The organism is Rhodococcus sp. KB6 (assembly GCF_001445685.1).
GTDB classification, from domain to species: domain Bacteria; phylum Actinomycetota; class Actinomycetes; order Mycobacteriales; family Mycobacteriaceae; genus Rhodococcus_F; species Rhodococcus_F qingshengii.
Window position 1 is genome coordinate 1 of sequence record NZ_LNAK01000024.1, and the last position, 21,581, is coordinate 21,581.

Consider the following 21,581-nt stretch of genomic DNA (forward strand, 5'->3'; position numbering starts at 1 on the left):
GGCCTTCTCCTCCGGCGAATACCGCCGCATCGTCGGCCTCCCTGACACCCGTTCATTCGGCATGCTTCCATCCTCGTTTCCAAGGCCAGAAGTCTCCACCGAACCCAGGGCGATTCAGCGTGTCATGGATGCGTTGCCACGCATCCAGGAACCTTCTGATCGCGGTGGGCGTCACAAAACCGAAACCCAATGTAATGCGTGTATGTCCTTGGCTGGAAGTCGCTCTCTGGCCATCCATCAGTCCAACTTGTTGGTCTCGAGAGCGCCGAGCTCACGAACGTGAACGCGGACCCACGATGGTCCGAAAAGAAGCTCCACGCCCCGCGGGGCGTCACCTCTGGGGACGGTCAGCGAGGCCCCTGCGTCCGTGGTCATGAATTTCAATGAAGTCGCGAACCCCCCAGGCCTGAGTCCTAGGCTTTTGGGGTGACGGCATAGCTCGAGGTTCTGACAGCTCACCGAGCCCCCGAAACTGCCCTGCGCCGCGTCATCCGCGAAATCCGGACGAACGGAGACCCAGAGGGCGCAGCGCTGACCCCAACGCCCGGAACTCCCCCGACATCGGCGCAGGCAAGGGACGGCTGCCGAGTATGGCGGGACGGTGATCAGCTCTGCATCGAACACGAGGACGGACGGCTGATCTTCGTCACCAACGGCGATAAAGCGTGGGATTTCACCGCCGACGCGCAACGCCCCCGCACCTGTTCTCCAGGCCATCTCCCCTGTCTAGATGTCAACAAGTTCCTACTACGGCGCAGAACTGCCACCGACAGGACAAGCGACGTCTTCAACCTGCCCACAAGCGAAGTAGACGAAGCCGAATTCGCCGGACGGCGTTCCTGGACAGTCGAACTGACCCCGACTCCCCCCATACTGCACCCGCTACGAATCTGGATCGACATCGAATCCGGCCAAATTCTCGGCTATCACTCACATCGCTGTCTGCGACGAAATCGACGAGGAGTTGTTCGCCTGGGACGGTCGATACCATCGCTTTCGGAAACGGAATGCTCCTGGAACGAGTGCGTGATCTGTCCGGGGTCGAGGTACCGGGGGACCCCTTTTACGCGGGCCGTGAAGCCAAAGCGATCTCGAATGCTCTTGCTGTCGCGGATGACCGCGCCCCCCCTGGTTCACTCCCCAGACCTGGGCATACCGGAACCTCGATTCCAATGCCGATTGACCTTGCCGAACTAGCCGACTGGAGTGCGACGATACTGCAGCTCGACGAACCGGAAACAACCCACGAAAGTAATGCCTCACAACGCAATCGACTCCGACCCTTGTCAGGCGATACTTCTGCACGACGCGGCCGAAAAGATCCATCGTCACTCGCAGTCACGTAAAAATCAGGCCCACTCTCCGCGTGGAGAGTGCGCCTGATTTTTGTGTGTGGAACCTCAGGTCAGGAGAGGCTACCGAAGATGTTGCCGAGTGAGCCGGTTCCGGTCTCGGGGTCGGCGTCCTTCTTGGCGAAGTTGGTTGTGCATCCGTTGAGCTTCACTGCGTCGACGAAGACGCTCGAGGCTGCTGAGCCGGTTCCGACGCTGACGCCGTAGTGCTCGACCTTGGCGTCGGGATTAGCTGCGACGATGGCGTCGAGTGAGGTGGGAACGCCCTTGGCTGCGCCGCCGATGGTGCGGGTGCTCCACCAGAGTCCGTCCTGGATGTTCTCGTGATTCACCGCGTCCGTCGTAACGGGTGCGCCATTCTGGCTCGGGACCCACACCAGAGTGGTGAAACCGTTGTCGGCCGGGTTCGTGGTGCCGGTCAGGCGTAGCTGGAACGCGGCGCTGGTGGTGACTGCGCGCTCGGAGAACCCGATCTCCTTCGCTGCAGCGTCGGCGAGCTTGATGCTGCCGGCCGCGTGGTACGAGACGGAGCGATCCGTGACATCGGTGACTTCGAGTTTGAGTGAGCCGTCCTTGTCGAAGACGTTTTCTGCCGAGTAGGAGGCGGTCTGGTCCTTCTCGTCGGTGAACGGGATGCCCCATCCGTTGGCGGTGGTTTCAGTCGACGTCGCGGAACACGTGAAGCCCGCCCCCGGATCTGCGGAGCCGAGCGAACCGGTCGGTGCGGCATGGGCGAAGGCCGGCGCGATCAGCGCGGCTGCGCCGACGAGGGCAGCGATGGTTCCGGTACGACGAGTGTTCTTGGACATGCGATTGACGCCTCTCACAGGGGAAATTTAAGCTTCCGAAAACCGCCGATCAGAATTCCGGCGATGCCCGATCCGAGCAGTACTGCACCGATCAGATCCAGCGAAGAGCGCAGTCGCACAGCTGATTCCGACGTCGAAGCGAAGATCATGCCGCCGAGCAGAACCAAACCGATGACGAAGAACAGAAAATTAGCACAGACCGGACGGTTTGCGTTAGGCCGAATCGGACAAACCTCTTCTACGGGAGGAGTTAGTTCTTTCGGGTTAGTCCTTTAGTTGTAGTGGGCGGGGCGGTTGGACATCATGTGGCCGAGTTCTTCCGACGATCTCCTGCTGATTCCCGCAGCTGCAACGACATAACCCGGGCCGACGCTGCCAGGGCCGACATCGACCCAACGCAATCACGCCCGCGCAGGAGCACCCGAGAACCTTGGGCATTTTTCACACTCGTCGATCCCTACGAAAACAGGAACTCACGTCTCTGCCAGCGCCCTGATACTGCCTACCCCTCCGGCAACGACAGCCCACCATATTTCTTGAATTCACGCAATTGCTCGTTGCACGTTTCACGTAATTCGGGGAGAACACACATTAGGGCATTCGGCGGCCTGCGCCCCGACAAAAACCAGTGAACGAACTGCCTCCGGAATCGCAGAACGTGCTAACACTTCGTTCGGAGAGTTGCCACATCACGACATGGAGCCGAAACTACAACAGAAACTCGTATCACTTTCCGCCGAAGCATAATTCGTTGTTCAGGCGATGCGACATACGGTGGTGAGTCAACCCGACCTCCTACGCTTCAATCTTGCGGAACGGCAGTCGAGCACCGCTGTGGATCACGTATCGCGATACCGGCGGAGGTCCGGGGTCATCACCCGTCATTGACAGGTACGTGCCGTCGGCACGACAGGCAGGAAGTCCACAGTCTGTAGATCCCATGTTGGAAGGGAACGGCACTGCGGGCCCGGTTGAGATCGAAGCCTTGCGGCACTTGATGATTGCCATGCTGTTTCCCGGAAGAGGATCAACGAGCCGATTTCGCCGCCGTATCGGGACGCAACAACATTCTCTATATCCTGGACTGGACGATTGCTGGCCTATCCGGGGCGAGGGCGGTGCCGGCGGGCGGTACCGCGGTGCCCTCCTTGAGGGAAATGCGTTGCGAAGAGGTGGCCGTCCTCGGCGTAGCGTTCGACGGTGATCCCACAACTCGTGCCCGAGTTCGCTTCCGTGGCTGCTGTGATTGCGTCGTTGTCCGAGTGGAAGTATTCGTCGACGGCCGAACCGTCGGGCATGGTAATTCAGTAGCGATCCATCCCCTCACCATCCGCTGCCGCGATCGAGCAGGCAAGCGTGACGCCCGGCCCGGCCCTACATTCGACTCTCGCCAATGAATTACGGGCGCAGCAATCGTCGGGTCCGAACAGCGAGCCCCCGCGTGGTTGTTCTCCCCGGAACAGTTCGCGGCGTCGAGGTCGGTGAGAGCAACAAAGTGACCACGCCAGTTGCTCAGCTCAGTGGGTCAGCAGGCTCGGCGCTGTCGAGTCGATACGTCGGTCACGCCGAACAGAGTAATCCCGCACTCGACATCGACGCTGGCACATGCGGCACTGACCAGGCGAGACGCGTTCGTAGGCCGTGCACCAGGAGAACCGGCAGCGGTCAAAGGTGGAGGGCCCGAACTGCAGCCTGCGCGATCGGTAACACGTCCTCCTCGAACCACGGGTTCTTCGACAGCCACGGTTGATTGCGCGGAGACGGATGCGGTACAGGGAGATAGCCGAGCGGCAAGTAATCCTCGGCAGCGCGGACGGTATCGGTCAACGACGTTCTGCGATCCCGCCCTAAGTAATAGGCGTGTGCATACTGACCGACCAATACCGTGAGCGCAATGCTCGGCAAGTGATCGTCGAGCCGCGGGTGCCACCGGGCTGCACATTCTCGTTGCGGCGGTTTATCGCCCGAACGTGCTTTGCCGGGATAGCAGAACCCCATCGACGTGAGCGCGACCGTGCCCGGATCGTAGAACTGCGTCGACGTGAGATCCAGCCACCGGCGCAGACGATCCCCCGACGGGTCGTCCCATGCGATACCGGTGGTGTGGACTTTACGTCCGGGTGCCTGGCCGATAATGCGTAACCGAGCGGAGGGACCGGCCTGCACGACGGGCCGCGGACCGTAGGGCAGCTGGTCAGCGCACAGCGTGCACCCTCGGATCTCCGTCAACACATGCGCCAAAGATTCCTGCATGATCAAACACCCCTAAGCCGCGATACGTCGATGACCCGCTCCCCGCCTTCACGCTGGCCTGGCGGCATTCGCGGGATCCTGACAGAAATTTCCAGCCGCCCAGCCGATGGTTTACTGGCGTTCTGGCGCGGTCGTTTCAGGCGAGGCGATCGGCGTCACCGGACTCGGAGCCCGTTGCGGTTTCTCCGACATCACCGACAGTGCCCTGCAGGCGCATCCGGCCGTCCGACAACGCATACGTGACGCCGACGATCGCGCACGTACCCTTGCCCACCTTGTCGGCGATGATCCGCGACCTCTGCATGATCAACGACCCCGTCTCCACCACATGACGACCTTCGAGTTCGTCGACCGTGGACAGACCTTCGTTGCGGCCCATCAGAATCGACGGTGCAACACGCTCGATCACACTACGAATGAAACCATCGGGCACCGCATTCTCGTCCAGAGCGTCCAGCGTTGCCTTCACTGCGCCGCAACCGTCGTGCCCGAGCACGACGATCAGCGGCACGTCGAGAATATCGACGGCGTACTCGATCGAACCGAGAACCGAATCATCGAGCACGTGACCCGCGGTGCGCACGACGAACATGTCGCCCAGACCCTGATCGAAAATGATCTCCGCGGCTACGCGCGAATCTCCGCAACCGAACAACACCGCAGTGGGGTGCTGCCCGTCGACGAGTTTCGCGCGATCGGCAATCCCCTGACTGGGATGAATGGACGCGTCGTTGACAAACCGCTCGTTGCCCTCACGAAGGGACTTCCAAGCAGACACCGGACTCGAACGTGGCATTCATTCATTGTGCACACGACCAGGAACGCCGTGCGCTGGGGGTTGAAACAGGACTTCTCCGCACGTTTCTCGCCTCCCCGCGGCGATGAGCATTTGGAAGCGCGAGTACCTCCCGCACCTGATGATGGAGTGCATGAAACGCATGTATACGGTCGGCCACTCGACACACCCGTTCGACGAATTCGTCGAACTTCTCCGCGCCCACGATGTAGAACAAGTCGTCGACGTCCGCTCCGTCCCCCAATCGCGTCACAACCCCCAGTTCGGACACGATGCCCTCACCGAAGCCCTCCCCAGCCAGGGCATTCGTTATCAATGGATCGAGAGGCTCGGAGGACTGCGCCACACCACGAAAAACTCCATCAACGGCGCCTGGCGCAACACCTCGTTCCGCGGCTACGCCGACTACATGCAAACAGAGCCCTTCCAAGAAGGCATCGACCAATTATGCACCGCCGCAACCGGAGCCGTCACCACGATCATGTGCGCCGAAGCCGTCCCGTGGCGATGCCACCGATCGATGATCGGCGACGCCCTACTCCTACGCGACTACCAGGTCCTCGACATCATGAGCCCCACCTCAGCCAAACCACACACCATGACATCATTCGCGAAAATCGACGGAACACGCATCTGGTACCCACCCGATCCTTCAGAATAGGCCGCTTATGCCCGATGTTCGTTGCCGCGCCGAACCACCACCACTCCTGCCCGGCCGGGGATTGTTAGGGGCGCTCCTCACGCCGCGTTGCTACGCATACTGCAGGGCCCGGAGACCGTCTGCGCGAGCGCAAGTCTTCATCCCTCTGCCTTGACAGGGCAACCGAGCGAAGTCCCGCCCGAACGGAGAATCGGCCGCTGCGGACACCATCCTCCTGGCTGAAACAGAGTATGTGACAACTGCGTCGACTGACTTCACTGTGGGGTGCAACACGGGCCCCCACGCGACTTGCAGGCGTGATCCGCCGATCCGAAAACTTCGTTGCAGGGATGGACGAGGTTCGAACGGATCACCCATCACCGTCCACCGTCCAACTGGCGGTGACGTGACGTCTTCATTCCCCGCTCACCCGTGCCAACCGGATCAGAGCCCCCAGTCACAGTCGGCACCATCACGCGAAGGCTGCCACCCGGCGCCCGCCGATCCAGCACTGCGGTCGTGGTGGAGACGGCCGGAATTGCAGCACAGATTGAGGCGCAGCCGAACAGATCGCTAAAACCAGTTAACGAGCCACGCCCCCACGTCCGTCGACACCGCCTCCACGAGATCTCGGGTCCGTCGACTATTCTGGAGATACCAGGAGGTGAAGTTCCATGACCGAGTTGCAGAAGACCAAACGTCGAGTGAAGACGATCCGGGCTATCCGCAAGAGCACCGAACTCGAGGGCGCCCGCAGCACCGCCGCCACCCGCACGGACCAGCTCGCCTACGCGCGCGGAACGATCACCGCGACTGAGCTCGGCGATCGGGTTCGCCGCCGGTACAACGTCCAGTAACCAGTGCAGCATCCGTGGAATACCGGTGACCTCGAGACGGACTGGCAGGGCTACTTCATCCCCGGCACGGACGTTCTACGTAACCGTGTGGGCGCCGACACGATCGAGGCGCTCAGCGATGCAGAGAACGATCTTGTCGAAGCCCGAATAATCGAACTTCGTGAATCCCCCGGACTCCTCGGGGACCGAACCTATGACCTTACGTTCCTTCAGGCCATCCACCGTCAGCTCTTCCAAGATGTGTACCTCTGGGCCGGCGACGTGCGCACTGTGGGTACAGAGAAGGGCAACCAGTCGTTCTGCCCGCCAGGCAATATTCATCAGGCGATGGATCATGTCGCGTTCGAGATATACGAATGTACACAGCTCGCGACGGTGAGTGAGGTGGGCCTTGCGCGCAAAATCGCATACTTGTACGACTACGCGAACTTTGCGCACCCCTTTCGGGAGGGCAATGGCCGGGCAACTCGCGAGTTCTTCGACCTGCTTCTCTCGGAACGTGGGGCCGGACTCGATTGGCAGAAGACCGACGACGACGAGTTGCACGGTGCGTGCCACACCGCCCGGGCCGAATCCGACAGGAGCGGGCTCATCGAGATGTTCACAAAGATCCTCGACGACGAGCCGGCGTATGAATTCTGACTGTGCTGTACCCGAGCCGATACAGGGGTTGACCCGTCTCACCCACCCCCTTCGCTTTTGAACCCCTAGACAGACCAGAGGCAGCACGGCGGGCGAGCTCGACAGGCGCGTCCCTTCGATCATCTTCGGTGACATCGACTTTCCGTCGGCCCCTGCGGCCCCAGACCGTGAGCTGGTCCCCAAGTGGTCCACACTCAGGTCGGGGCGCCTGCGGTCATCATCTCTGTTCACTGCACCGAAGACAACTATCCCATCGCAAAGACAGTGGTACGCGATGACACGACGCCACAGCGTACGACGAACCTGGATCGTCGCCGGAGGTTGCGTAGTTCTTCGAAACACACCCTGCCCCCGCCGCACCGACCGACGCCGTCTTCTCCGTCCCTGTTGCGGCACAACGATATTAACGTCGATAGTTCGCTGTGCACCGGCGAGAACCACAAATCCGGATCAGGCTCCAGGACCCTCTGACACGGTCCAGACCATCATCCTGACATGAACACAAGCTTCACCTCGTTGAGGAAGGACGCCCTCCCCAATTGTCCACAGCGAGGACCTGCACAGGCCGGACCCCACTGTCACGCGACCGAGAAGCTCTCGAAGAAAGACTGCACCAGGCGATCACCGCAAAGAGAGGACACTCGGACCACGTTCGGTCCTGTGCTGAATAAGTCGGTTGAACCTGTCGAGTGCTCTCTCACGCGGACTCGACAGGTTGCGACGTGCAACGATGCTGACATTACCGCGGGTCAGCGATGCCCGCGTCGATGATGGACCGCTTCTGTTCCATCCCGATCGCCCTCATGCGCGACTCCGTGGGATCGTCGGAGCGAAGGTCCTCGGGTCGGGCACACTAGTCGCGTTGGACCGACCATGCCGACGTCTCCCTTCGCAGATCGAGTACTCGACACGCGGACGGGGAAACGCTGTGTACGCGACAGTGGCGGACGATCTTGCCGCGTTCAGAAGTCGGTTTTGCAGTACGAGCCAGGGTGTCGAGCATGACGGTACTGTGAAGACCTCTGGCCTGCTCGGGAGTTATGGGACAAAAAATGTGTGCTGCCGCGAAAGTTGCCTCGTCGGTGATGCAAGTAGCCCACTTGGACCGGTCTGTGAGCTACTACTGCGACGTGTTCACCTGCCGTGTCGCCCTTCGCGAACGCGAGGCGGCCCTTCTCCTGACGCCGGACGATTTTCAGATTTACATGTATGTCCAAAAAGACGCATCCCGGCCCAACATCAGCAATATCGGCGTCCGCTACGTCATGTGGTCCGCTGATACCGAAGAAGAATTGGCGCGGATCGGTGCTCGATTACGCGCATACGATGCCTCTACCTTCACCCAGGTAGTCGGTGGAGTGACTTTCGTCGATGGCTGCGACCCTGACGGTATACGTGTCATCGTCGCTTACCCAAGCCCAGAACAGTTACCCCGAGAGCTGATCGCACCACGATTCCACGGATAACGTGCCCGTCGACCACAAGCAGTGGTCCGGTCAGTCCTCGCTGCCGGAGCGGTCGCCGATCCACGCGAGGAGATCTGGATCGGACGAGGTCAGCCGGTCCACTTCCTCGCCGTCGTCGCAGCGTCGTAGTGACACCGTGATCGAGGTGGGGGTTCTGTGCAGAACCCGCCACATCGCTCCGGAACCGGACCACCGCGAAAGAGTTTCCACCGGTTGCTCTTCCGTCATGTCGGCTCCGCTCAGGTGTTGGCCCAGCTGTCGGGCCCGAAGACCTCGTAGTGGATATTCTGCGCCGGAACATCCCTTTCGAGCAACGATGCGCGCATCGCCAACATGAACGGCATCGGCCCGCAGAGGAAGGCTTGGGTATCGGGCTCCACTGCAATGTCTTGCAAATCCGCCCGTCCTTCGTGAACCGATCCGAACGCCACGTGCGTGCCGAGATCCTCGTACCAACGATGCAAAGTTGCGGCGGGAATCTTGTCGACGAGTGTGCTGAGTTCCGCGCGGTGAGCATGGTCCGCGATGGATCGATCCGCATGAATGACAGAGACCGAACGCTCGGCGCCGGTGTCCACGAGATGATTGAGCATCCCGATCATCGGTGTGCAACCGATTCCGGCCGACGCGAGTAGGAGAGGTGAGTTGTCATCCGGCATGGTGAGATCACCGAAAGGCGTGGTGACGGAGAGTTCCTGACCTTCGAATACGTTGTTGTAGAGGAAGTTCGACACTTCGCCATCAGGAGTGCCGGAGATTCGCTTGACGCTGATCCGCCAGTCTGCGCTGCTCGGTATCGAACACAGGCTGTATTGGCGGATCTGGCGAGCGCCGTCGGGCAGCGTAACCCCGACCGAAAGATACTGTCCGGGTGCGAAGGTGGGGAGTGCACTGCCGTCTAGCGAAGTGAGCGTCAGGGAGACGGTATCGGCGGACTGAAGAACTCGTTCGCTGATCCTGACCGTGCGCCAGACGTCACCGGCGTCGACGCCGGCGAGTTGGTAGAGGCCACGCTCCATCGTGATGAGGGTTTCCGCCATCAGCCAGTAGACTTCGTCCCAGGCTGCTGCGACGTCGGGAGTGACTGCATCGCCTAGTATTTCGACGATCGCGGCAAAGAGGTGTTCGTGCACGATTGCGTACTGGTCGGGCGTGATTCCCAGCGACGCATGCTTGTGCGCGATGCGTGAGAGTATGAGATCGACCTTGGCGCTGTCCGGCTCGAGCTGAAGCGTCGCGAATGCCGCGATGGCGCCGGCGAGAGCCTTCTGCTGTTCGCCCTGTTTCTGATTGCCGCGATTGAACAAATCACGTTCGAGTTCAGGATGTGCGTCGAACATCTTGCGGTAGAACAGGGTTGTGATATCGCCGATGGCGGCGCCGACCACGGGAAGGGTGGCGCGAATGACCTCGGTTGACTGTGGGGAAAGCATGAGCTGCTCCGTTCGGTCGAAATTCGATTGATCAGCCTGCTTCGTCGCTCCGGGTGGTGAGGCGTAGCAGGACAGTTTTGGACGGCTGCCGGATGACGTCTTCGATCGTGACCGCGTCGAGTGAAACGAAAAACGCTTCCTGTGCTTCGCGCAAAGCGCTCCGAAGGAGGCAGCCGCCGCGAAGTGGGCACGGTTTGTCGCCTTCGCAGTCGACGACTTCACCCGGGCCTTCGAGGCGTCTGGCCAGCCAGCCGATGGTGGCGGTGCGGCCGAGTTCGGTGATGGAAAGCCCGCCGCCGCGACCGCGCCTGGTTGTGACGATGCCAAGCTCACCGAGCCGTGTAACCACCTTGGTGGCATGGGAGTACGACACGTTGAGCTGCTGCGCAATTACCCGGGTACTGGGGGAGGCATCGGCGTCGAGTACGGCCAACCGCATGACGACGCGCAATCCCAGATCGGTGAACTGCGTCAGTTGCATGATCTGAACCTACATAATTCGCATCTGAGATGACTATTATGTGAGGGGGATCTCAAACGAAGGCCCAACGCACCACGTCAAACATGGTCGAGAACGCTGTGAAGCGGCACCGACCGTGCAATATTGGTTTGTTGCCGAAAGGTCGAGTCGAGCACATCGTCCCGTAGTGCACTCTCAGAGGACGGAGGTAAATCCGTACCGTCGACGCATTTCCTTGAGGTTGGCGACGTCGTTCGTGCTGAAACTCGTTGCAGCTGACCATTGCAGCGCTTGCTCGTAGTCCTCTCGCCATTGGTCGATCTCACGGGCGGTGAGGCGAGTGACGGTCGGTTTCTGTCCCCCGGCTACGGGTTCGAATTGTGCCAGAAACACGGCGAGCAATGCGGCTTCGCGCCGACATCTGCTCGTCATGGCGTCACCGTCTTAACGCTGATTGCGGCCGTACGGAATGGCACTGCAATGATCCCGCAAGCATCGATCGGATCTCGGTGAGACAGCTCGATGCGTCGAACGCAACGACGGACAAATAATGTACAGGGACTTTCGTTCCGGAAAAGCACTGTGCTACATAGTTTCATTGCTGGTGGAGCTCCATTCGGCCCCGACCTCATGAAGAACGAACAACTTTCAAGTAACTCACCGTAACAGTTCAATCCGGATTATCGCTAACCCCAAGCTATCGACGGTTCGCTCACCTACATCGCACCCAAACGGCAACTGTCGACGGTGTAACGGCTGTGGGGACTCGATCTGGAATCGGTCTGCCGCCGAAGACCGTCGTACACTTTTGCGTCGAGCGACTTATCAACAGTCGAGCTTGAGATCGCACGTGTAGGCATCGGCCCCATGTTGCACGGTTGGGTCCGTCGCGCGCTGTCCGCAAGGGATCGGCAGGAACAGGCTTTTAGATATGAAACCACTCCCGGCCAGGAGTGCTGTGCCGGGTCCAGTACAGCCGAGGGTGGTCGGTGAGAACCTGTATGCCCGACCGGATGATGAAGACCATCAGAAACAGATTGAGAAAGTGTTGCGCACCCAACCATGCAGGAAGGGCAGACGTTTCCCCTGGGCGGACCTCGCCGACTCCGGGGTGCTGTTCGATGAACACCTGCACCGACGACAACCCACGCAAGTGCTGTGCCGCAGCCATTGTCGCGATCAGGACGACGAATCCGATAGGGAGCAGCCAGAGCAGGTTGAACCGCTTGCTGTGGCCGATGCGCATACGAGGTGTGATGCCGGTGGCATATGGCACCGAACCCGCCCAGGTGACAGGGTCGACGACGTCCGCGCCTGGGATCAATTGCGTGCGGAAGCTTTGCGCCACAGTAGGAGTCCGCACGGCATCGGGGTCCGCTCTCGGCGCTGTAGACGGATCGGTGGAGTCAACCATCGGTTACATCCAAACGCTGTAGGTGACACCGGCTAGGTAACTGGCGTGCAAAAATTGTTCGAGGACCTGACCCTGCTCATCACTATTGGTCGGAAAGTCGGCTTACCTGAGTTTTGTCGGCTACCGCGTCGTATCTCGGAGCGTATATGCGGACATGTCGGGAACGACCCATTCCCCGCCGACTTCGTCGATCGGGAGAACATCGAGGACGATGTCCGGATCCAACGGTATTGCTCCGAGGATCCGGGGAACCCGTGTGTCTGCACCAGGAGGTGATGGGTTGCGCTCGTCCCACCTGATCGAGACCCCCGCTGCAAGGAGAGCATCCTGATCGACAACTACCACTACCAGTGGAAGTCGGAGGTCTCCGTACACTGTCGCGAGAACATTCTCGAGATCCCCTGCAGTGGCAGCGTGGACGAAGCCAACCTGATCGAGAGTCTTTGCGCGGGTTGATCCTTCATATTCTCCGAATCGTTGAGCGCCTTCCCAGTCATCAGCAAGGGCTATGTGAAAAATGCATTCGTTCATCGGGAACCTTTCGTGGAAGTGGTCCGGGTGTCAGTGAAGACATGCGGTCAACACCTGGAACAGGGAGATGATCGCACTGATCAACAACACGACCTTCACCAACTCGAAAGCGATGTACACCACGTGTGTCCTCGAACGAGGTAAGACTTCTCCGGCAAGGATTCGGTCTGACCGTTCACTCAGCCGTGGTCGGATCGCCGCAACCTGAACAACGAGCACCGACACGGCTAGTACAACGAACGTCAACGCGGGGACGGCAGGTTTCGCGACCGCGCACGATGCCAGCAATATCAGTGCCAGAACCAACTCCACCGCGTTCAGCGCGGTGAAAACCTTGCGGCCGATCCCGAGCCCGATGGCCAGGCTCACTCCGGGAGCGCGAAACTTGATCGGTGCTTCCAGGAAGGAAATCGCAGCGACCATCCCGAGCCAAAAGACCGGCAAGATTAATTGCGCGTAGCGTGCCGCTTCGGTCATAGGCCATCGACCTCACTGGACGGGATCGAGTTCGGTCCTTCCACTACGGCTGTGGAAATCTTCCTTCTAGCTGCATGTTCTTCGGTCCTCATTCGTTCGACCATGTGCGGGTAATGCAGTTCGAACGCGGGACGCTCGGAGCGGATCCGAGGCAGTTCGGTGAAGTTGTGCCGCGGCGGCGGACAACTTGTTGCCCATTCGAGCGAATTTCCGTAACCCCACGGATCGTCGACCGTCACGACCTCTCCGTAGCGGTACGAGGTGAACACGTTCCACACGAACGGCAGCAGTGACGCTCCGAGAACAAACGAACCGATCGTCGAGATCGAGTTCAGCGTGGTGAATCCGTCCGAGGGTAAGTAGTCGGCATACCGCCGCGGCATGCCTTCGGCGCCGAGCCAATGTTGAACCAGAAAGGTTGTATGAAAACCGACGAAAGTCGTCCAGAAATGCCACCTACCGAGTCGTTCGTTCATGAATCGTCCGGTGATCTTCGGGAACCAGAAATAGATCCCGGCGTATGTGGCGAAGACGATGGTCCCGAAGAGAACGTAGTGGAAGTGCGCGACGAGGAAATACGAATCGGTGACGTGGAAGTCGAGGGGCGGGCTCGCCAGTATCACCCCCGACAGACCGCCAAAGAGGAAAGTGATCAGAAATCCGAGCGAGAACATCATCGGCGACTCGAAGGTCAGTTGTCCTTTCCACATCGTTCCGATCCAGTTGAAGAATTTGACCCCGGTGGGTATGGCAATGAGAAAACTCATCATCGAAAAGAACGGCAGCAGAACGGCTCCCGTGGCAAACATGTGATGTGCCCACACTGCCGCCGACAGCGCAGAGATGGCGATCGTCGCGTAGACGAGTCCGGCATAGCCGAAGATCGGCTTGCGGGAGAAGACGGGAAAGATCTCCGAGACGATCCCGAAGAACGGTATGGCCACGATGTACACCTCGGGATGTCCGAAGAACCAGAACAGATGTTGCCACAGGATCGCACCACCGGTGGCGGGATCGAAGAGATGCCCGCCCAAGTGTCGGTCCACGAGCAGACCCATCAGCGCTGCTGTGAGAATAGGAAAAGCCAACAACACCAGGATCATGGTGATGAAGACATTCCACGTGAAGATGGGCATCCGGAACATCGTCATCCCGGGTGCTCGCAAACAGATCACGGTGGTGATCATGTTGACCCCGCCCAAGATGGTCCCGACGCCGGCCAGTGCGAGTCCCATGATCCACAGATCTCCGCCGACACCTGGTGAATGCAGTGCACTGGTCAGCGGGGTATATCCCGTCCATCCGAAGTCCGCGGCTCCGCCCGGGGTGAGGAATCCGGATACGGTGATGAGCGCACCGAACAGGTACAGCCAGTAGCTGAGCGCGTTCAGTCGCGGGAACGCGACATCCGGTGCACCGATTTGCAGGGGAAGTATGTAGTTCGCGAAGCCGAAGACGATCGGAGTCGCATACAGCAGCAACATGATCGTGCCGTGCATGGTGAAGAGCTGGTTGTACTGCTCGTTCGAGAGAAACTGAAGACCGGGGACGGCAAGTTCGGTCCGGATCAGCAGGGCCATCAATCCGCCCAACATGAAGAAGGCGAACGAGGTGACCAGATACATCACGCCCAGCTTTTTTGGATCGGTCGTGGTGGCAGCGGAATAGAGGAACGTGCCCTTGAACCCCCGGTGTTTCGGGTAGGGCCGCGAAGGAAGGAGTTCTGTCACAACGGGAGTCATGGGCCACCCTCACTGCTCGCCGAACGGCGGTCCGCCATCCGGATCGCCCGGGTGCGGATACCCGCCTACCAACTCCGTATCGACGCCGACGCGACCACGCTTCGCGGCCCCACCCGGAGATCCCACCACCTCGGCCGCTCCGGGTAGTAGACGATGAAAGAAGTGAGCGTTGTCGTCGATGAAATCTTCCCAGCGGGCGGGCACGTCGGATTCGTACGAGATGGCCTCGACCGGGCAGACCGGTTCGCACGCTCCGCAGTCGATGCATTCGTCCGGGTGGATGTAGAGCGACCGTGCCCCTTCGTAGATGCAGTCCACCGGACATTCCTCGACACATCCTCGGTCCATCACGTCGATACATGGTGCAGCGATCACGTACGTCATGAGCGGCCTCCAGGACACTGCCTATTTTCGAGGACATCTTTCCTCTAAAGTCTTACAGTATGGCGATACGAAAAGGAACAGGGTCGGCACGCGCCGGTACTCATGCAGTACTGGCGTCACGGCGCCGAGTCCAACTGCTGGACGCCCTGCGAGCCGGCGCGGAATCGATGACCGCCGCCGAACTGGCCGATTTGTGCGATCTGCATGTGACCACAGTTCGGTTCCACTTGAACGCACTGATCGAGGTCGGTCTGATCGCGAAGGAGACCGAACACAACGTCACCCGTGGGCGTCCACGCCAGCTCTACCGGGCACAGAATGCACTCGGGTCAGGAGTCGGCGCCACCTCCGGATACGAAAAGTTGGCTCACGTTCTGGCGGCCCACTTCGCACGCCAGAGCGACGGCACCCCGGAGAACCTCGCCGAGGCTGCGGGCAGACAGTGGGCGAGCGACGAACTCGGCGCAACCTCCGGAACCGGCCGGCCGACAGAAGAAGCAGCGCTCGTCGTCACCACCTTGTTCGCGGAGATGGGGTTCGATCCGGAACTCGAAACCTCGACATCACCGACGCGGATCCGATTGCACGCCTGCCCGTTCGAAAGCGTCGCCCGACAAAACCCCGGCGTTGTCTGCTCCTTGCACCTGGGCTTGATACGCGGGGTCCTGACACGACTCGGCGCACGCCAGATCGAGAGCACGCTCACCCCCTGGGACACCCCACATACGTGCCTGGCACAACTGGAGCAGCAATGACACACAGGATCGTGTACATCGATGTTGCTGTCGCGCAGTCGCATTCCCCTCCCCCGCTCGTTGTGGGACCGCCGGTGTACTCGCACCTATTCGCCGTTTCGCGGACCGCACCGAGACAGGAACAGTTGGACACTTCCTCACGGCAAGGGATTACATCCCATGAGCATCTATCGCATCATCTGGTGGGTCGCCGCAGCGGTCCTTACCGCGTCAGGGGGGATCGTCGCATTCCTCACCGTCTCTGCCGACGTACTGATATCGGCGATGATTGCCGCAGTATTGATCGGAGCGGGTTCACCCTGGTTGCGACCGATCACACTTCGCGCTACCCCACCACCGCGAACCCTCCTGGCGATTGTGCTACGAGACGGCGCTACGTGGGCGGCAGTCGTGGCCGGTGTCATCGGATTGATCGCGCTCTCCGGCGCTGCTGCCTTACCGCTGATACTGCTGATGACCCTCACCTCTCCCCCGGTGTCCCGCTATTGTCACGGCAGGGTCAAGTTCACCCAGTCACCCCCGTGCTCGCCGACAAGCCCTCTGATCCACACCAGCGCCGTCGAGGTGCCGCTTCTTCCGCTACCGGACTGCAGCGACCTGTCGAACGAAGCTCTGTGCCGATGTTGGCGCGTGAGTTATGCGGCGCTGCACCATGATCCATCGACACCGACTCCGGACGCGCTGCACCTCGCGCGTACCCGCGAGCGTTACCTCGACGAACTCGAACGTCGCGATCCTCGAGGATTCGCCCGATGGCTCAGCAGCGGCGCTCGTGCCGGTAGTGACCCCGCGAAGTTCCTCACCACACGAGATCATCCGCAACCCCCGACACAGGCCTGATGGAACCTCGTGCACGATGCCGATACAACTACATGATCCCGGGCGGACTTCGATCACGACTGTGTAGATGCCGCACACACACCAACCACCAGAGAAACCTGCTCGCAACCTCGTAGCCGACGAGCCGAAAACGACGTGAACCCTCGACGGCACCGGACAAATGACAGAAAGCGACCATCGTGGAAAAGATGTCTTTGACAGCGCTAGCGCGCCAACTCGCCGACAAGGCGGAAAACTCGAAGAGCGGCCGCAGCGCTCGTACCGTGTACGGCGGCCATGAGCACGTCCTGCGTCAAACTGTCATCGCGCTGGCTGCGGGGCAAAGGCTCGACGAGCACGAGAACCCCGGGGAAGCGACCGTCTACGTGCTCACCGGTCGGGTACGCCTGTGCGCAGCCGAAAACGCGTGGGAGGGCTCATCCGGCGATCTGTTGATCGTCCCGAATGCTCGGCATTCTCTCGAAGCGTTGGAGTCCTCGAGCGTACTGCTGACCGTCGCCAAAACAATCTGAAAGTATCGACGGCCTTCTGCGGCCACTGATTCGACCGTTATCCTTCTGTTTCGTTGTCGATCACGATCGAGTTGCCGAACTGTGCCCTGCTCTTTCTCTGGGTGCGGGTCTGCGGCGCTGTCTCGTGTCGATGACAACCGACCTGTGAGGTAAGTGCATTGAACCGATCCGAGACCAACGCTCCGATCGCCCCTGTGTCCTCGGAGTCCATGACCGGCGGCACGTCCGGCCCGTTGAACTCTGCCCTGCTTGATGCGCTGAAACAGCGCGTTGTCATCGGCGACGGAGCGATGGGCACCATGTTGCAGGCCGCGGACCTCACCCTGGACGACTTCCTCGGCCTCGAGGGGTGCAATGAGATCCTCAACGACACCCGTCCCGACGTGCTCAAAGACATCCACCGTGCGTACTTCGCCGCTGGTGCCGATGCCGTCGAGACCAACACCTTCGGTTGCAACCTGCCCAACCTCGCCGACTACGACATCTCTCACCGGATCCGCGAACTCGCGGAAAAAGGCACTGCTCTCGCCCGTGAAGTAGCGGACGAGATGGGACCAGGCCGCGACGGCATGGCCCGATTCGTACTCGGCTCGATGGGACCGGGAACCAAGCTCCCCAGCCTCGGACACGCACCGTACGCAGTCCTTCGTGACGCGTACACCGAAGCCGCGCTCGGCATGATCGACGGTGGCGCCGACGCCATCCTCGTCGAAACCTGCCAGGACCTGCTTCAGGTGAAGGCGGCCATTCTCGGCAGTCAGCGCGCGATGGAGCAACTCGGACTGCGTTTGCCGATCATCACGCACGTGACGGTAGAGACAACTGGAACGATGCTCCTGGGCAGTGAGATCGGTGCGGCGCTGACGGCACTCGAGCCACTCGGTATCGACATGATCGGCCTGAACTGTGCCACCGGGCCGGCCGAGATGAGCGAACATCTCCGGCACCTGTCCAAGTACTCGACGCTGCCGGTGTCGGTCATGCCCAATGCCGGCCTGCCGCAGCTCGGCCCCAAGGGCGCCGAGTACCCGCTGACCGCCGACGAATTGGCCGAAGCCCTCAGTGGTTTCGTTTCCGAGTTCGGACTCGGCCTCGTAGGCGGCTGCTGCGGTACGACACCCGAGCACATCAGCGCGGTCGCCGACGCGGTCCGTCAGGTCGAGAAGGCCCAGCGCACCCCGATCCACGAGCCGAGTACCTCTTCGCTGTACTCGGCGGTGCCGTTCGAGCAGGACGCCAGCATCCTGATGATCGGTGAACGCACGAACTCCAACGGCTCCAAGGCTTTCCGCGAGGCAATGCTCTCCGCGGACTACCAGAAGTGCCTGGACATCGCCAAGGACCAGACCCGCGACGGCGCACACATGCTCGACCTCAACGTCGACTACGTGGGCCGCGACGGTGCCGCCGACATGTCGGAACTGGCCAGCCGTCTGGCGACGTCCTCGACGCTGCCGATCATGCTCGACTCCACCGAGCCTGCCGTGTTGCAGGCCGGTCTCGAACACCTCGGTGGCCGCTGCGCTGTCAACTCCGTCAACTACGAGGACGGCGCCGGCCCCGAATCGCGTTTTCACAAGATCATGACGTTGGTCAAGGAGCACGGCGCGGCAGTCGTCGCCCTGACCATCGACGAAGAGGGCCAGGCTCGCACCGCCGAGACCAAGGTCGCCATCGCCAAGCGTCTGATCGAGGACATCAAGGGAAACTGGGGACTCGCCGAGTCCGACATCATCGTCGACGCCTTGACCTTCCCCATCTCCACCGGTCAGGAAGAGGTGCGACGCGACGGCATCGAGACCATCGAAGCCATCCGTCAGCTCAAGGCTGCGTACCCGGAACTGCACTTCACCCTGGGTATCTCGAACATTTCGTTCGGTTTGAACCCGGCCGCACGGCAGGTCCTCAACTCGGTGTTCCTGCACGAGTGCACCGAGGCCGGTCTGGACACGGCGATCGTTCACGCGTCCAAGATTTTGCCGATGGCGCGAATTCCGGACGAGCAGCGTGAAACCGCACTCGACCTGGTCTACGACCGTCGTAGCGAGGGCTACGACCCGCTGCAGAAGCTGATGGCTCTGTTCGAGGGTGTCTCGGCTGCGTCGGCGCGCGAGTCCCGTGCGCAGGAACTCGCCGGACTTCCGTTGTTCGACCGGCTCGAGCGTCGCATCGTCGACGGCGAGCGCAACGGCCTCGACGACGATCTCACCGAAGCAATGACGGTCAAGTCCCCGATCGAAATCATCAACGAGACACTGCTTTCGGGCATGAAGACCGTCGGTGAACTGTTCGGTTCCGGACAGATGCAGTTGCCGTTCGTTCTGCAGTCCGCCGAGGTCATGAAGGCAGCAGTTGCGTTCCTCGAGCCGCACATGGAAGCGACGGACGACGACGGCAAGGGCCGCCTCGTCATTGCGACGGTCAAGGGCGACGTCCACGATATCGGCAAGAACCTTGTCGACATCATCTTGAGTAACAACGGTTACGACGTCGTGAACCTCGGCATCAAGCAGCCCATCGCGACCATTCTCGATGCTGCGATCGAGCACAAGGCCGATGTCATCGGCATGTCCGGACTGCTCGTGAAGTCGACAGTGGTCATGAAGGACAACCTCAAGGAACTGAACTCTCGCGGTGTCTCGGAACAGTTCCCGGTTTTGCTGGGTGGTGCCGCGCTGACGCGTTCGTACGTCGAGAACGATCTGCAGGAGGTGTACGAGGGCGACGTCAGCTATGCCCGCGACGCTTTCGAGGGTCTGAACTTGATGGACCAGATCATGACGACCAAGCGCGGCGGCGGCCCGGCGCCGGACAGCCCAGAGGCCATCGCTGCTCGCGAGAAGGCTGCCGAGCGTAAGGCTCGTCACGAGCGTTCCAAGCGCATCGCCGAAAAGCGTAAAGCTGCAGCGGTTCCCGTCGTCCTGCCGGAGCGTTCCGATGTCGCTACCGACATTGCGGTGCCGACACCGCCGTTCTGGGGCTCGCGCATCGTCAAGGGAATCTCTCTGTCCGAGTACTCGGGGCTGCTCGACGAGCGCGCTCTCTTCCTCGGCCAGTGGGGCCTTCGCGGTCAGCGCAAGGGCGACGGTCCGACGTACGAGGAACTGGTCGAGTCGGAAGGCCGTCCGCGGCTCCGATACTGGCTCGATCGGCTGACGTCCGAGGGCATCCTCGCGCACGCCGCGGTTGTGTACGGCTACTTCCCGGCGATCTCGGAGGGCGACGACGTCATCGTGCTCACCGAACCGAAACCGGATGCACCTGAACGGTTCCGGTTCACCTACCCGCGTCAGCATCGCGACCGTTTCCTGTGCATCGCTGACTTCGTGCGCTCGCGTAAGGAAGCAGAAGCGACCGGCCAGGTGGACGTTCTTCCGTTCCAGTTGGTGACGATGGGTCAGCCGATCGCGGACTTCGCCAACGAATTGTTCGCGTCGAACTCGTACCGTGATTACCTCGAAGTTCACGGAATCGGCGTCCAACTCACGGAATCTCTGGCCGAGTACTGGCATCGACGCGTTCGTGAAGAGCTTGTGCTCCCCGAGGGGCATACCGTCGCGGAGCAGGACCCGACCGAGGTTGCCGGCTACTTCGATCTCGAGTACCGCGGCGCTCGTTACTCGTTCGGATACGGCGCGTGCCCGGACCTCGAGGATCGTGCCAAGTTGGTGGCGTTGCTCGAACCCGAGCGAATCGGCGTCGAATTGTCCGAAGAACTGCAGCTGCATCCCGAGCAGTCCACGGACGCTTTTGTCCTGCACCACCCGGAAGCAAAGTATTTCAATGTCTGAATTGTCGACCGAAGTAAACGAAGAAGGACCCTCTCCATTCGCTCGCCGCGTCCTCGACATCATCGACGGTATCCCTGCAGGCCGAGTAATGACATACGGACTGATCGCCACCCTCGTCAACGGACACCCTCGCCAAGTCGGGCAGGTCATGACCCGTTGGGCAGACGAAACGCACTGGCACCGCGTCGTCTACGCCAACGGCACCCCGGCCGCCTGCCACGGCAATAATGCTCTCGCCCTACTACGCGGTGAAGGAACGCCCATGCGCGGCGATCGAGTGGACCTAGCACTCGCGCTCTGGAACGACTGAGCGACGCATGCCCCAATTCGGTCACGCTGCCCTGACCGAACCCTTCCCCCGCACATCCGCTAAGCGTCGTGCTGCGTTACGTCGACTGCCTGCGACCGTGTCACGGAGCGGCGCAAT

24 protein-coding genes are annotated in these 21,581 nt (G+C 60.8%); 9 read left to right on the top strand and 15 right to left on the bottom strand.

What is annotated here, in order from left to right; all coding sequences use genetic code 11:
- Window positions 1–237: 237 nt before the first annotated feature.
- The 6 genes from ASU23_RS34720 to ASU23_RS05210 form a co-directional block, all read right to left on the bottom strand.
- A complete protein-coding gene (locus ASU23_RS34720; RefSeq protein ID WP_241896194.1) occupies window positions 238–375 on the bottom strand; it encodes a hypothetical protein in 138 nt (45 codons plus the stop codon).
- Window positions 376–1,405: 1,030 nt separating this feature from the next.
- Window positions 1,406–2,161, bottom strand: coding sequence for a hypothetical protein (locus ASU23_RS05185; protein ID WP_058037456.1), 756 nt, complete (start codon window positions 2,159–2,161; stop codon window positions 1,406–1,408).
- Window positions 2,162–2,175: 14 nt separating this feature from the next.
- A complete protein-coding gene (locus ASU23_RS05190) occupies window positions 2,176–2,310 on the bottom strand; it encodes an MFS transporter (RefSeq protein WP_238565220.1) in 135 nt (44 codons plus the stop codon).
- A gap of 951 nt (window positions 2,311–3,261) precedes the next feature.
- On the bottom strand, window positions 3,262–3,459 hold the full coding sequence (locus ASU23_RS05200) for a hypothetical protein (RefSeq protein ID WP_007732151.1): 198 nt from the start codon (window positions 3,457–3,459) through the stop codon (window positions 3,262–3,264).
- A 367-nt stretch (window positions 3,460–3,826) separates the two neighbouring features.
- Window positions 3,827–4,414, bottom strand: coding sequence for a uracil-DNA glycosylase family protein (locus tag ASU23_RS05205; protein ID WP_019749598.1), 588 nt, complete (start codon window positions 4,412–4,414; stop codon window positions 3,827–3,829).
- 136 nt (window positions 4,415–4,550) lie between these two features.
- The gene (locus tag ASU23_RS05210; RefSeq protein ID WP_007732161.1) at window positions 4,551–5,210 is read right to left on the bottom strand and encodes a carbonic anhydrase; all 660 of its coding nucleotides are present in this window, start codon (window positions 5,208–5,210) and stop codon (window positions 4,551–4,553) included.
- Window positions 5,211–5,343: 133 nt separating this feature from the next.
- Here ASU23_RS05210 and ASU23_RS05215 point away from each other — a divergent pair, with 133 nt between their 5' ends.
- The 4 genes from ASU23_RS05215 to ASU23_RS05230 all read left to right on the top strand — a co-directional run bounded on the left by ASU23_RS05215 (window position 5,344) and on the right by ASU23_RS05230 (window position 8,815).
- On the top strand, window positions 5,344–5,871 hold the full coding sequence (locus ASU23_RS05215; protein WP_100199315.1) for a DUF488 family protein: 528 nt from the start codon (window positions 5,344–5,346) through the stop codon (window positions 5,869–5,871).
- 653 nt (window positions 5,872–6,524) lie between these two features.
- The gene (locus ASU23_RS05220; protein WP_007732167.1) at window positions 6,525–6,707 is read left to right on the top strand and encodes an antitoxin VbhA family protein; all 183 of its coding nucleotides are present in this window, start codon (window positions 6,525–6,527) and stop codon (window positions 6,705–6,707) included.
- A gap of 3 nt (window positions 6,708–6,710) precedes the next feature.
- On the top strand, window positions 6,711–7,349 hold the full coding sequence (locus tag ASU23_RS05225; protein WP_007732169.1) for a Fic/DOC family protein: 639 nt from the start codon (window positions 6,711–6,713) through the stop codon (window positions 7,347–7,349).
- 1,052 nt (window positions 7,350–8,401) lie between these two features.
- Window positions 8,402–8,815: a VOC family protein gene (locus tag ASU23_RS05230; RefSeq protein ID WP_007732172.1), complete on the top strand. Its 414-nt coding sequence runs from the start codon at window positions 8,402–8,404 to the stop codon at window positions 8,813–8,815.
- A 30-nt stretch (window positions 8,816–8,845) separates the two neighbouring features.
- On the opposite strand, the gene ASU23_RS05235 is transcribed toward ASU23_RS05230, so the two are convergent.
- From ASU23_RS05235 to fdxA, 9 genes are all read right to left on the bottom strand, one after another.
- Window positions 8,846–9,043: a hypothetical protein gene (locus tag ASU23_RS05235; protein WP_007732173.1), complete on the bottom strand. Its 198-nt coding sequence runs from the start codon at window positions 9,041–9,043 to the stop codon at window positions 8,846–8,848.
- A gap of 11 nt (window positions 9,044–9,054) precedes the next feature.
- Window positions 9,055–10,248, bottom strand: coding sequence for a globin domain-containing protein (locus tag ASU23_RS05240; RefSeq protein WP_020971120.1), 1,194 nt, complete (start codon window positions 10,246–10,248; stop codon window positions 9,055–9,057).
- A gap of 31 nt (window positions 10,249–10,279) precedes the next feature.
- On the bottom strand, window positions 10,280–10,729 hold the full coding sequence (locus ASU23_RS05245; protein WP_019749593.1) for an Rrf2 family transcriptional regulator: 450 nt from the start codon (window positions 10,727–10,729) through the stop codon (window positions 10,280–10,282).
- A 174-nt stretch (window positions 10,730–10,903) separates the two neighbouring features.
- Window positions 10,904–11,140, bottom strand: a complete 237-nt coding sequence (locus ASU23_RS05250; protein WP_007733004.1) for a hypothetical protein — start codon at window positions 11,138–11,140, stop codon at window positions 10,904–10,906.
- Window positions 11,141–11,633: 493 nt separating this feature from the next.
- Window positions 11,634–12,122, bottom strand: a complete 489-nt coding sequence (locus ASU23_RS05255) for a molybdopterin-binding oxidoreductase (RefSeq protein ID WP_238565229.1) — start codon at window positions 12,120–12,122, stop codon at window positions 11,634–11,636.
- A 120-nt stretch (window positions 12,123–12,242) separates the two neighbouring features.
- A complete protein-coding gene (locus tag ASU23_RS05260; protein WP_007733000.1) occupies window positions 12,243–12,653 on the bottom strand; it encodes a DUF952 domain-containing protein in 411 nt (136 codons plus the stop codon).
- A 30-nt stretch (window positions 12,654–12,683) separates the two neighbouring features.
- A complete protein-coding gene (locus ASU23_RS05265; RefSeq protein ID WP_007732998.1) occupies window positions 12,684–13,130 on the bottom strand; it encodes a hypothetical protein in 447 nt (148 codons plus the stop codon).
- A complete protein-coding gene (gene ctaD / locus ASU23_RS05270) occupies window positions 13,127–14,872 on the bottom strand; it encodes a cytochrome c oxidase subunit I (protein WP_058037458.1) in 1,746 nt (581 codons plus the stop codon). The genes ASU23_RS05265 and ctaD overlap by 4 nt, the downstream gene beginning before the upstream one ends.
- A gap of 9 nt (window positions 14,873–14,881) precedes the next feature.
- Window positions 14,882–15,256, bottom strand: a complete 375-nt coding sequence (fdxA, locus tag ASU23_RS05275) for a ferredoxin (RefSeq protein ID WP_007732994.1) — start codon at window positions 15,254–15,256, stop codon at window positions 14,882–14,884.
- Between the two features lie 59 nt (window positions 15,257–15,315).
- Between fdxA and ASU23_RS05280 the strand changes: the two genes are divergently transcribed.
- From ASU23_RS05280 to ASU23_RS05300, 5 genes are all read left to right on the top strand, one after another.
- Window positions 15,316–16,011 carry a metalloregulator ArsR/SmtB family transcription factor gene (locus tag ASU23_RS05280; RefSeq protein ID WP_019749589.1) on the top strand — a complete coding sequence of 232 codons (696 nt, stop codon included), beginning with the start codon at window positions 15,316–15,318 and terminating at the stop codon, window positions 16,009–16,011.
- A 159-nt stretch (window positions 16,012–16,170) separates the two neighbouring features.
- Window positions 16,171–16,851, top strand: coding sequence for a hypothetical protein (locus ASU23_RS05285; RefSeq protein ID WP_058037459.1), 681 nt, complete (start codon window positions 16,171–16,173; stop codon window positions 16,849–16,851).
- A gap of 179 nt (window positions 16,852–17,030) precedes the next feature.
- Entirely contained in the window at window positions 17,031–17,363 is a 333-nt protein-coding gene (locus tag ASU23_RS05290) for a cupin domain-containing protein (protein ID WP_007732991.1), read from the top strand.
- A 209-nt stretch (window positions 17,364–17,572) separates the two neighbouring features.
- A complete protein-coding gene (gene metH, locus ASU23_RS05295) occupies window positions 17,573–21,154 on the top strand; it encodes a methionine synthase (RefSeq protein ID WP_058037460.1) in 3,582 nt (1,193 codons plus the stop codon).
- Entirely contained in the window at window positions 21,147–21,464 is a 318-nt protein-coding gene (locus ASU23_RS05300) for an MGMT family protein (protein WP_058037461.1), read from the top strand. Before metH ends, ASU23_RS05300 begins: the two co-directional genes overlap by 8 nt.
- Window positions 21,465–21,581 lie beyond the last annotated feature (117 nt).

Coding starts and splice junctions, on each gene's coding strand:
- ASU23_RS34720 (WP_241896194.1), bottom strand. CDS start 375: ATGACCACGGACGCAGGGGCCTCGCTGACCGTCCCCAGAGGTGACGCC.
- ASU23_RS05185 (WP_058037456.1), bottom strand. CDS start 2,161: ATGTCCAAGAACACTCGTCGTACCGGAACCATCGCTGCCCTCGTCGGC.
- ASU23_RS05190 (WP_238565220.1), bottom strand. CDS start 2,310: ATGATCTTCGCTTCGACGTCGGAATCAGCTGTGCGACTGCGCTCTTCG.
- ASU23_RS05200 (WP_007732151.1), bottom strand. CDS start 3,459: ATGCCCGACGGTTCGGCCGTCGACGAATACTTCCACTCGGACAACGAC.
- ASU23_RS05205 (WP_019749598.1), bottom strand. CDS start 4,414: ATGCAGGAATCTTTGGCGCATGTGTTGACGGAGATCCGAGGGTGCACG.
- ASU23_RS05210 (WP_007732161.1), bottom strand. CDS start 5,210: ATGCCACGTTCGAGTCCGGTGTCTGCTTGGAAGTCCCTTCGTGAGGGC.
- ASU23_RS05215 (WP_100199315.1), top strand. CDS start 5,344: ATGAAACGCATGTATACGGTCGGCCACTCGACACACCCGTTCGACGAA.
- ASU23_RS05220 (WP_007732167.1), top strand. CDS start 6,525: ATGACCGAGTTGCAGAAGACCAAACGTCGAGTGAAGACGATCCGGGCT.
- ASU23_RS05230 (WP_007732172.1), top strand. CDS start 8,402: ATGTGTGCTGCCGCGAAAGTTGCCTCGTCGGTGATGCAAGTAGCCCAC.
- ASU23_RS05235 (WP_007732173.1), bottom strand. CDS start 9,043: ATGACGGAAGAGCAACCGGTGGAAACTCTTTCGCGGTGGTCCGGTTCC.
- ASU23_RS05240 (WP_020971120.1), bottom strand. CDS start 10,248: ATGCTTTCCCCACAGTCAACCGAGGTCATTCGCGCCACCCTTCCCGTG.
- ASU23_RS05245 (WP_019749593.1), bottom strand. CDS start 10,729: ATGCAACTGACGCAGTTCACCGATCTGGGATTGCGCGTCGTCATGCGG.
- ASU23_RS05250 (WP_007733004.1), bottom strand. CDS start 11,140: ATGACGAGCAGATGTCGGCGCGAAGCCGCATTGCTCGCCGTGTTTCTG.
- ASU23_RS05255 (WP_238565229.1), bottom strand. CDS start 12,122: ATGGTTGACTCCACCGATCCGTCTACAGCGCCGAGAGCGGACCCCGAT.
- ASU23_RS05260 (WP_007733000.1), bottom strand. CDS start 12,653: ATGAACGAATGCATTTTTCACATAGCCCTTGCTGATGACTGGGAAGGC.
- ASU23_RS05265 (WP_007732998.1), bottom strand. CDS start 13,130: ATGACCGAAGCGGCACGCTACGCGCAATTAATCTTGCCGGTCTTTTGG.
- ctaD (WP_058037458.1), bottom strand. CDS start 14,872: ATGACTCCCGTTGTGACAGAACTCCTTCCTTCGCGGCCCTACCCGAAA.
- fdxA (WP_007732994.1), bottom strand. CDS start 15,256: ATGACGTACGTGATCGCTGCACCATGTATCGACGTGATGGACCGAGGA.
- ASU23_RS05280 (WP_019749589.1), top strand. CDS start 15,316: ATGGCGATACGAAAAGGAACAGGGTCGGCACGCGCCGGTACTCATGCA.
- ASU23_RS05285 (WP_058037459.1), top strand. CDS start 16,171: ATGAGCATCTATCGCATCATCTGGTGGGTCGCCGCAGCGGTCCTTACC.
- metH (WP_058037460.1), top strand. CDS start 17,573: ATGACCGGCGGCACGTCCGGCCCGTTGAACTCTGCCCTGCTTGATGCG.
- ASU23_RS05300 (WP_058037461.1), top strand. CDS start 21,147: ATGTCTGAATTGTCGACCGAAGTAAACGAAGAAGGACCCTCTCCATTC.